The organism is Inquilinus limosus MP06, assembly GCF_000767795.1.
In the GTDB taxonomy this organism is placed as follows: Bacteria; Pseudomonadota; Alphaproteobacteria; order DSM-16000; family Inquilinaceae; genus Inquilinus; species Inquilinus limosus_E.
This window is the reverse complement of record NZ_JANX01000230.1, coordinates 1-9000: the sequence shown is the minus strand read 5'-3', so window position 1 is coordinate 9000 and position 9000 is coordinate 1. Positions and strand designations below refer to the sequence as shown.

Annotated in this window: 10 protein-coding genes; 3 read left to right on the top strand and 7 right to left on the bottom strand. The window is 68.8% G+C overall.

The window, feature by feature from the left end; translation table 11 throughout:
• A partial coding sequence (locus P409_RS17965; RefSeq protein ID WP_152613429.1) for a DUF3293 domain-containing protein occupies positions 1-211 on the top strand: 211 nt, incomplete at its 5' end.
• 245 nt (positions 212-456) lie between these two features.
• Here P409_RS17965 and P409_RS17960 read toward each other — a convergent pair.
• The 6 genes from P409_RS17960 to P409_RS17935 all read right to left on the bottom strand — a co-directional run bounded on the left by P409_RS17960 (position 457) and on the right by P409_RS17935 (position 7401).
• Positions 457-2259 carry an adenine deaminase gene (locus P409_RS17960; RefSeq protein ID WP_034840631.1) on the bottom strand — a complete coding sequence of 601 codons (1803 nt, stop codon included), beginning with the start codon at positions 2257-2259 and terminating at the stop codon, positions 457-459.
• Between the two features lie 123 nt (positions 2260-2382).
• On the bottom strand, positions 2383-2811 hold the full coding sequence (locus P409_RS17955) for a F0F1 ATP synthase subunit epsilon (protein WP_034840628.1): 429 nt from the start codon (positions 2809-2811) through the stop codon (positions 2383-2385).
• 89 nt (positions 2812-2900) lie between these two features.
• Positions 2901-4337 (bottom strand): F0F1 ATP synthase subunit beta, encoded by a 1437-nt coding sequence (gene atpD / locus P409_RS17950; RefSeq protein WP_034840625.1) that lies wholly within the window; start codon positions 4335-4337, stop codon positions 2901-2903.
• Positions 4338-4391: 54 nt separating this feature from the next.
• Positions 4392-5270 (bottom strand): F0F1 ATP synthase subunit gamma, encoded by an 879-nt coding sequence (locus P409_RS17945; protein ID WP_034840623.1) that lies wholly within the window; start codon positions 5268-5270, stop codon positions 4392-4394.
• 41 nt (positions 5271-5311) lie between these two features.
• Positions 5312-6841: a F0F1 ATP synthase subunit alpha gene (gene atpA, locus P409_RS17940; protein WP_034840618.1), complete on the bottom strand. Its 1530-nt coding sequence runs from the start codon at positions 6839-6841 to the stop codon at positions 5312-5314.
• On the bottom strand, positions 6841-7401 hold the full coding sequence (locus P409_RS17935; protein WP_034840613.1) for a F0F1 ATP synthase subunit delta: 561 nt from the start codon (positions 7399-7401) through the stop codon (positions 6841-6843). The genes atpA and P409_RS17935 overlap by 1 nt, the downstream gene beginning before the upstream one ends.
• 229 nt (positions 7402-7630) lie before the next feature.
• Here P409_RS17935 and P409_RS17930 point away from each other — a divergent pair, with 229 nt between their 5' ends.
• Positions 7631-8632: a cation diffusion facilitator family transporter gene (locus P409_RS17930; RefSeq protein WP_081991595.1), complete on the top strand. Its 1002-nt coding sequence runs from the start codon at positions 7631-7633 to the stop codon at positions 8630-8632.
• Here P409_RS17930 and P409_RS41245 read toward each other — a convergent pair.
• Positions 8629-8754, bottom strand: a complete 126-nt coding sequence (locus tag P409_RS41245; RefSeq protein ID WP_274519164.1) for a hypothetical protein — start codon at positions 8752-8754, stop codon at positions 8629-8631. The two genes, P409_RS17930 and P409_RS41245, sit on opposite strands and share 4 nt — an antisense overlap.
• Before the next feature lie 37 nt (positions 8755-8791).
• On the opposite strand from P409_RS41245, the gene P409_RS17925 reads away from it, so the two are divergent.
• A partial coding sequence (locus P409_RS17925; RefSeq protein WP_034840605.1) for a ribbon-helix-helix domain-containing protein occupies positions 8792-9000 on the top strand: 209 nt, incomplete at its 3' end.

The following is a 9000-nucleotide window of genomic DNA, read 5'->3' as shown; positions in this document are numbered from 1 at the left end:
GGCCGTGCCGCACACCGGCGCGGGCCAGGACGGCGCCTGGCCGCCGGAGCAGGGGCTGCTGGTGCTCGGCCTGCCGGTCGCGGAATTCACCGTCCTGGCCGAGGAATTCGGTCAGAACGCCATCGTCTGGTTCGCCCCCGGCCAGCCGGCCCGGCTGGTGCCGACCCGGCTGCTGTTCGAGGCGCTGGGTCCAGACGCCGGAGCGGACTGATTCCAGATCGACTCCTCGGTCTCTTCCCCGTCATGGCGAGGAGGCGAAGCCGACGTGGCCATCCAGGGGCCGGTGCGAGCCGCCCTGGATGGCCACGCCCCTTCGGGGCTCGCCATGACGGGTCAATAATTCCAGCCGTCGGTGTGAGGCGTAGGTTGGGTTCGCGGCACCCGAACCCAACGGGATCGGGACCGCGGCGGCGGATGTTGGGTTCGCAAGGCGAACCCAACCTACTGGGCGAGGGGTCATGCCGGTTCGAACAGCGGCACGATCTCCATTTCCGGCACCAGCACCAGGCCCTTGTCGGTGATGCGGATCTCCGGGATCACCGACAGCGGGATCAGGTTGAAGCCCATATAGGGGATGGCGCAGCCCGCCTTCTCCCATTCGGCCTTCAGCGTTTTCACCTCCTCCGCCACCTCGGTCACGCGCTTGTCGGACAAGAGGCCCGCGATCGGCAGCGGCACCATCGCCGTCACCCGGCCGTCGCGCACGACGCAGACGCCGCCCTGCGCCGCCGCGATCGCCTGCAGCGCCACCTGCATGTCGGCCTCGTTGGTGCCGGCGATGATGATGTTGTGGCTGTCATGCCCGACCGAGGAGGCGACGGCGCCGGCCTTCAGGGTGAAGCCGGACAGCAGGCCGTGCGCCACGTTGCCGGCCGATTTGCCGTGCCGCTCCACCACCGTGACGAAGCACAGGCCGTGCCGGTCGAAATGCGCCTGCCAGTCATTCGCCGGCTCCAGCTCGACCGTGACATGGCCGAGAGTGATGCCGGGCAGGACCGTCCGGATGGCGTGGGCGGTGACGCGCCCGGCCGGCAGGTCGGGCGTCAGCTTCACCGCCGCCGGCAGCCGCACGGTGTGATACGCCGCCTCCGGATAGCGCCAGCGGGCGGATAGCGCCTCATCCAGGACCGGGGTGATCCGGCGGTCCTCGACCACCAGCTCGCCGCCATACCAGGTGCTGACCGGCTTGTGGCCGTCGTCCAGCAGCACCAGATCGGCCCGGCGGCCGCCGCCGAAGCCGCCGATCTCGCCATCCTGGCCGAAGCGGGTGGCGCCGTGCAGCGACCCCATCGACCAGGCCTGCTCGGGCGACATCCCGGCGCGCATCGCCTCGCGCACCACCCAGTCCATGCCGAAATGCAGCAGGTCGTCGGCGTCGCGGTCGTCGGTGCAGACGGCGACGCGCTTGTGCGAGGCGCCGACCTCCGTGATCGTCCTGATCGCCTCGGGCAGGCTGTGCCAGGGCGTGGTCGGCGGGCCGCCGCGCAGGAACAGCCAGATGCCGGCCTCCAGCATATCGTCGGCGATGTCGCGGTCGATCGCCTCATGCGTGTCGGTGACGCCGGCCGCGGCATAGGCGGCGACGAACTCCCGGCCATAGACATGGCCCGAGACCGGCCGGCCGCGCTCCAGCGCCGCGGCCAGGATGGCGTGGCTGCGCTCATCGCCCATCGTCACCGGGACGAAGTCCATCTTCTCGCCCAGCGCCACCGCCTCCGGCCACCGGTCGAACAGGCCGGCGATCTTCTCGGCCGTCAGGTCGCCGCCGGCGGTCTCCAGGCGCGGCGAGGTGGCCGGCACGGTGCTGGGCACGGTCAGGAAGATCGACAGCGGCGCCTGCCGCGCATCCTCCAGCATCGCCTCGACCCCGGCCACGTCCATGACATTGCCGATCTCGTGGCTGTCGCAGAAGATCGTGGTGGTGCCGTTCAGCAGCGCCGCCTCGGCATAGGCGCAGGCCGTCACCATGCTGGATTCGATATGGATATGCGGGTCGACCAGCCCGGGAGCGAGGATGGCGCCCTTGCCGTCATGGATGCGGGCCGATCCGTCTCGGCAGGATCCCGCCGGCTTCACCGCGGCGATGCGTCCGCCGGCCACCCAGACCTCGCGGCCCGGCAGGATGCGCTCGGAATAGGTCGACAGCACCCGGACGTCGCGGATCACCAGGTCCGGCGCGGCGCGGCCGGAGGCGACATCCGCCAGCCGCCGGGTCATGCGGGACAGGGGAGGGACGGAGAAGCGTGTGAGCCCGGACATCTGGTCAGCCTCTCATTGGCAGCGATCGGATGGGCAGCTTACCAGGAGCGGAGACCGTTGCCGCACCGGCCAAAGAAAAAGGGGCCCGTGAGGGCCCCTTCATTCGACAGTCTGGAAGAGCGGTCAGGCGTGGCCGGCCGGCGCTCCGCGGGTGACGGCGGTCAGCTTGGCCTGGGCCAGCTTCAGCGCGCGCTCGGCCACGGCCTTGTCGCCGGGGGTCTTGGCGTCGGCCACGTCCTCCTCGGCGTCGCGCAGCTCCTGCTCGACCTTGGCGCGGTCCATCGAGGCCACCGGCACGACCTCCTCGGCCAGCACGGTGCAGCGCTCCGGCGTCACCTCGGCGAAGCCGCCGGTGACGAACAGGCGGCTGGAGACGGCGCTGCGCTGCTCATAGACGTCGATCACGCCCGGCTGGACGGTCGACAGCATCGACATGTGCCCCTTCAGCACGCCGAAATAGCCGTCGCCACCGGGGACGACCACCATCTCGACCTGCTGCGCCACGAGCAGCTTCTCGGGCGAGACCAGTTCGAAGGCGAATTTCTCGGCCATGGATGTCCCCGGCAGGCTAGAGCAGACAGCGATGAGGTGACTTCACCTCATCGCGTGAACCTGCTCGCTAAAACAACGCGTCAGTCGGATCAGGCGGCTTCGGCGAGCTTCTTCGCCTTGGCGATGGCGTCGTCGATGGTGCCGACCATGTAGAACGCCGCTTCCGGCAGGTGGTCGTAGTCGCCGTTGACGATGCCCTTGAACGCCCGGACCGTCTCCTCGACCGGGACGAACACGCCCGGCGTGCCGGTGAACACCTCGGCGACGTGGAAGGGCTGGCTGAAGAAGCGCTGGATCTTCCGGGCGCGGGCCACGGTCAGCTTCTGCTCCTCGGTCAGCTCGTCCATGCCCAGGATGGCGATGATGTCCTGCAGCGCCTTGTATTCCTGCAGCGTACGCTGCACGGCGCGGGCCACCTCGTAATGCTCCTGGCCGACCACGCGCGGGTCGAGGATGCGCGAGGTCGAGTCGAGCGGATCCACCGCCGGGTAGATGCCCAGCTCGGAGATCGCGCGGCTCAGCACCGTCGTCGCATCCAGATGCGAGAACGAGGTCGCCGGGGCCGGGTCGGTCAGGTCGTCGGCGGGCACGTAGATGGCCTGCACCGAGGTGATCGAGCCCTTGGTGGTCGAGGTGATGCGCTCCTGCAGCGCGCCCATGTCGGTCGACAGGGTCGGCTGATAGCCCACGGCCGACGGGATGCGGCCCAGCAGCGCCGACACCTCGGCGCCCGCCTGGGTGAAGCGGAAGATGTTGTCGACGAAGAACAGCACGTCCTGGCCTTCGACGTCGCGGAAGTACTCGGCGACGGTCAGGCCCGACAGGCCGACGCGGGCGCGGGCGCCCGGCGGCTCGTTCATCTGGCCGTAGACCAGCGCCACCTTGGAGCCGTCCTCGCCCAGCTTGATGACGCCGGAGTCGATCATCTCGTGGTACAGGTCGTTGCCCTCGCGGGTGCGCTCACCCACGCCGGCGAAGACCGACACGCCGCCATGCGCCTTGGCGATGTTGTTGATCAGCTCCTGGATGGTCACGGTCTTGCCGACGCCGGCACCGCCGAACAGGCCGATCTTGCCGCCCTTGGCATAGGGGCCGATCAGGTCGACGACCTTGATGCCGGTGACCAGCATCTCCGCCTCGGTCGCCTGGTCGACGAATTCCGGCGCCGCGCGGTGGATCGGGAAGTGCTGCTTGGCGGCGATCGGGCCGCGCTCGTCGATCGGCTCGCCGATGACGTTCATGATGCGGCCCAGCGTCTCCGGCCCGACCGGCACCGAGATGGCGTTGCCGGTGTCGTGCACCTTGGCGCCGCGGACCAGGCCGTCGGTCGAGTCCATGGCGATGCAGCGCACGGTGTTCTCACCGAGATGCTGCGCCGCCTCGAGCACCAGCTTGCGGTCGCCGATCTCGGTGGTCAGGGCGTTCAGAATGGCCGGCAGCTCGCCATCGAACTGGACGTCCACCACGGCGCCCAGAACCTGGCTGATGCGGCCGATGACATTGCTTCCGGTCTGGGTCTCGACCATGGTGCTCACGCTCCTCGAACTGTCTTCAAGCGATCGGTGGATCAAGCTGGGGCCTTAGACGGCTTCGGCGCCCGAGATGATCTCGATCAGCTCCTTGGTGATGTAGGCTTGGCGGGTCCGGTTGTAGACCAGCGTCAGCCGCTTGATCATGTCGCCCGCGTTGCGCGTCGCATTGTCCATCGCGGTCATGCGCGCGCCCTGCTCGGAGGCGGCGGATTCGAGCAGCGCCTTGTAGATCTGGATCGCCAGGTTGCGCGGCAGCAGCTCCGCCAGGATCTGCTCCTCGCTCGGCTCGAACTCGTAGGCGATGTTCGAGGCCGTATCCTCGGCCACGGCCGGCAGCGCCACCGGCACCAGCTGCTGCACCGTGATGATCTGGGCGATCGCCGACTTGAACTTGTTGTAGACGACCGAGCAGACGTCGAACTCGCCGGCCTCGAACATCGCCAGGATCCGGTCCGAGATGCCGTTGGCATCGGCGAAGCCCAGCTTCGGCCGGCCGATGTCGACGACGCTCTCGACGATCAGGTTGGCGAAGTCGCGGCGCAGGTTGTCGCGGCCCTTCCGGCCGACGGTGAAGAGCTTCACCGTCTTGCCGCGGCCCTGCAGCTCGCGGATCTGCTTGCGCGTCTCACGCAGCACCGTGGCGTTGAACGCGCCGGCCAGGCCGCGGTCGGAGGTGATGACGAGCAGCAGGTGCACGTCGCTCTTGCCCGTGCCGGCGATCAGCTTCGGGCCCTGGCCCGCCGTCTTGGCGACAGCGGCCAGGCCGGTCAGCATCCGCTCCATCCGGTCGGCATAAGGCCGCCCGGCCTCGGCCTGCTCCTGGGCGCGGCGCAGCTTCGACGCCGCGACCATCTTCATGGCCGCAGTGATCTTCTGCGTCGACTTGACGCTGGTGATCCGGTTCCTGAGGTCCTTCAACGACGGCATGGCGCCCCGCCTTCAATCGATGTGGAGGGAACGACCGCCGATCAGACGAAGGTCTTGGCGTAGTTGACGATGAAGCTGGTCAGCTTCTCCTCATTCGCCGGCGAGATCTGCTTCTCGTTGCGGATGTCCTCGAGGATGGCCTTGCCCTCGTCGCGCAGCGCCTCCAGCAGGCCCTTCTCGAAATCCTGCACCCGGTTGGTCGGGACGCTGTCGAGATGGCCGCGGACACCGGCGAAGATCGACGCCACCTGCTCCTCGACCGGGAGCGGGCTGAACTGCGGCTGCTTCAGCAGCTCGGTCAGGCGCGCGCCGCGGGCCAGCAGCTTCTGGGTCGAAGCGTCGAGGTCCGACGCGAACTGGGCGAAGGCCTCCATCTCGCGGTACTGGGCGAGCTCGAGCTTGATGCGGCCGGCGACCTGCTTCATCGCCTTGATCTGGGCGGCGGAGCCGACGCGGCTGACCGACAGGCCGACATTGATGGCCGGGCGGACGCCCTTATAGAACAGGCCGGTCTCGAGAAAGATCTGGCCGTCGGTGATCGAGATCACGTTGGTCGGGATGTAGGCCGACACGTCGCCGGCCTGGGTCTCGATGACCGGCAGGGCCGTCAGCGAGCCGTTGCCGTGCTCGTCGTTCATCTTTGCCGCGCGCTCCAGCAGGCGGCTGTGCAGGTAGAACACGTCGCCCGGATACGCCTCGCGGCCCGGCGGGCGGCGCAGCAGCAGCGACATCTGGCGGTAAGCCACGGCCTGCTTGGACAGATCGTCATAGATGATCAGGCCGTGCATGCCGTTGTCGCGGAAGAACTCGCCCATCGCGGCGCCGGTGTAGGGCGCCAGGAACTGCAGCGGCGCCGGCTCGGAGGCCGTCGCGGCGACGACGATGGTGTATTCCAGCGCGCCGTATTCCTCGAGCGTCTTGACGATCTGGGCGACCGTCGAGCGCTTCTGGCCGACCGCGACGTAGATGCAGTAGAGCTTCTGGCTCTCGTCGCCGCTCTTGTTGATCTCGCGCTGGTTCAGGATGGTGTCGATGGCGACGGCGGTCTTGCCGGTCTGGCGGTCGCCGATGATCAGCTCGCGCTGGCCGCGGCCGACCGGGGTCAGCGCGTCGATCGACTTCAGGCCGGTCTGCATCGGCTCATGCACCGACTTGCGCGGGATGATGCCGGGGGCCTTGACCTCGACGCGGCTCATCTTGGCGTCCTGGATCGGGCCCTTGCCGTCGATCGGGTTGCCCAGGGCGTCGACCACGCGGCCCAGCAGGCCGCGGCCGACCGGAACCTCGACGATGGCGCCGGTCCGCTTGACCGTGTCGCCTTCCTTGATGTCGCGGTCCTCGCCGAAGATCACGATACCGACATTGTCGGTCTCGAGGTTCAGCGCCATGCCCTTGATGCCGCCCGGGAACTCGACCATCTCGCCGGCCTGGACGTTGTCGAGCCCGTAGACGCGGGCGACGCCGTCACCGACCGACAGAACCTGGCCGACCTCGGCGACGTCGGCCTCGGTCCCGAAATTGGCGATCTGATCCTTGATGATCGCAGAGATTTCGGCGGCACGGATGTCCATCAGACGGTCCCCTTCATCGCGAGCTGCAGCTTGGCCAGTTTCGTGCGCAGGGAGCTGTCGACCATGCGCGAGCCGACTTTGACGATCATCCCGCCGAGCAGGGCGGGATCGACTTTGACATTGACCTGGACCTTGGCGCCCATGGCCTTCTTGAGCTGGTCGACCAGCGCCTCGGTCTGGCGGTCGGTCAGCGCCGTGGCGGCGGTGACGTCGGCGGTGACCTCGCCGCGGCGGCGGGCCAGCTCGGCCAGGAAGGCGTCGATCATAGCGTCGAGGGCGAACAGGCGGCGGTTGCGCGCCACCAGGCCGATGAAGCGGCGCACCAGGTCGGACACGCCGGCCTTCTCCAGCACCGCGGCCATCGCCTTGCCCTGCGCATCGCGCGACAGCAGCGGGCTGCGGACCAGGCGGCGAAGATCCTCGCTCTCGGCCAGGGCGGTCTTCAGGCCGCGCAGGTCGTCCGCGGTCTGGTCGAGCGTCTTGCCCTCATCGGCGAGTGCGTAGAGCGCCGTCGCGTAGCTGGATGCGAGGCCGGAAAGTCCTGACCCTGTAGCTGCCACCGATCGTCCCTCGATCGTTTGTTCGATCGTGGCAGGAGGCCACGACCGCCGAATGTTCGGGGGGCTCTGTCGCACAACAAAAGGCTGTCCGAGGCCCACCCCTTACGCTCGGCGCGCCGTCATCTAACATAGCGGTAGGGGGTGTGCAACCGGCATTCCGGGCGGGTTTTTCATGCTTGAGGACCAGATGTAGAGTGGCGCGAGCGATTCGCATCCTCCGGAGGTCGGAATGCCGCATGATCACGCCGCCGGGGCGGCGCCGCACGAGCACGGGCCCGAATCCGGCCACGATCATGCGGCGCATGATCACGGGCCGGGCCATGGTCCTCACCACGGGCACCATCACGGCATGCCGGAGGGGGCCGATGGCGAGCGGCGGCTGCTGATCGCGCTGGCGATCACCGCCGGCTTCATGGTGCTGGAGGCGGCGGGCGGCTGGATCGCCAACTCCCTGGCGCTCCTGGCCGATGCCGGGCACATGCTGACCGATGCGGCGGCGCTGGCTTTGGCCTGGGTGGCGGCGCGGATGGCGCGGCGGCCGCGCGACGCCCGGCGCTCCTACGGCTACGGAAGGGTGCAGGTGCTGGCAGCCTTCGCCAACGGCATCGTGCTGCTGGCCGTGGTCGTCGCCATCGTGGTCGAGGCCGCGGGCCGGCTGGCCGCGCCGGCGCCGGTCGAGGGCGGGCTGATGATCGGCATCGCCGCCGCCGGCCTTGTCGCCAACCTCGTGGCCTTCCGGGTGCTGCAGGGCGGCGACCGCGACAACCTGAATCTGCGCGGCGCGGCACTGCATGTGATGGGCGACCTGCTGGGCTCGATCGGCGCCCTGGCCGCGGGCGCGGTGATCCTCCTGACCGGCTGGACGCCGATCGATCCGATCCTGTCGGTGCTGGTCTCGCTGCTGGTGCTGCGCAGCGCCTGGTCGATCCTGCGCGAATCCGGCCATGTCCTGGTGGAGGGCACGCCGGGCGGGATCGACGAGGCGGCGCTGAGCGCGGCAATCCTCGAGGAGGTGCCGGAGGTGATCGACGTACACCACGTCCACGCCTGGACCCTGACGCCGGACCGGCCGCTGGTGACCCTGCACGCCCGGCTGCGCGAGGGCGCCGATTCCGACCGGGCGATCGGCGCGGTGACCCGGCTGCTGCGCGACCGCTTCGGCGTCGGCCACGCCACGGTGCAGGCGGAATTCGAGGTCTGCGCCGACGTTGCGGCCGCGCCGCGACACTAGGCGCGGCGCCGCCGCGACATGAAGCGAACCCCGCCGTAACGCAAAAGCGCAATCGCCAGTTCACCTTTTTGCGCGGAAGCGGTAATTATTCGACATAATGCATTGTATTTGATGTCGCCCATGGCCCCAATCCGGGGCAGCGGGCCCGGAAAGGTGACGATGGGTCATAATGGAGCTCTCGCCCGCGACGCGGACCCGCTGTCGATCTGCCGCAATGTGACGGTTGCCGGCCGGCGCACCAGCGTCCGCATGGAAGTCGTGTTCTGGGACGGGCTGATGGAGATCTGCGCGCGTGAGCAGATCGGCTTGAACGAGATCTGCACCCGCATCGACGCCGCCCGCAAGGGCAGCGGCCTGACCGGGGCCTT

Coding starts and splice junctions, on each gene's coding strand:
- P409_RS17930 (WP_081991595.1), top strand. CDS start 7,631: ATGCCGCATGATCACGCCGCCGGGGCGGCGCCGCACGAGCACGGGCCC.
- atpA (WP_034840618.1), bottom strand. CDS start 6,841: ATGGACATCCGTGCCGCCGAAATCTCTGCGATCATCAAGGATCAGATC.
- P409_RS17945 (WP_034840623.1), bottom strand. CDS start 5,270: ATGCCGTCGTTGAAGGACCTCAGGAACCGGATCACCAGCGTCAAGTCG.
- P409_RS17960 (WP_034840631.1), bottom strand. CDS start 2,259: ATGTCCGGGCTCACACGCTTCTCCGTCCCTCCCCTGTCCCGCATGACC.
- atpD (WP_034840625.1), bottom strand. CDS start 4,337: ATGGTCGAGACCCAGACCGGAAGCAATGTCATCGGCCGCATCAGCCAG.
- P409_RS17955 (WP_034840628.1), bottom strand. CDS start 2,811: ATGGCCGAGAAATTCGCCTTCGAACTGGTCTCGCCCGAGAAGCTGCTC.
- P409_RS41245 (WP_274519164.1), bottom strand. CDS start 8,754: ATGGGCGACATCAAATACAATGCATTATGTCGAATAATTACCGCTTCC.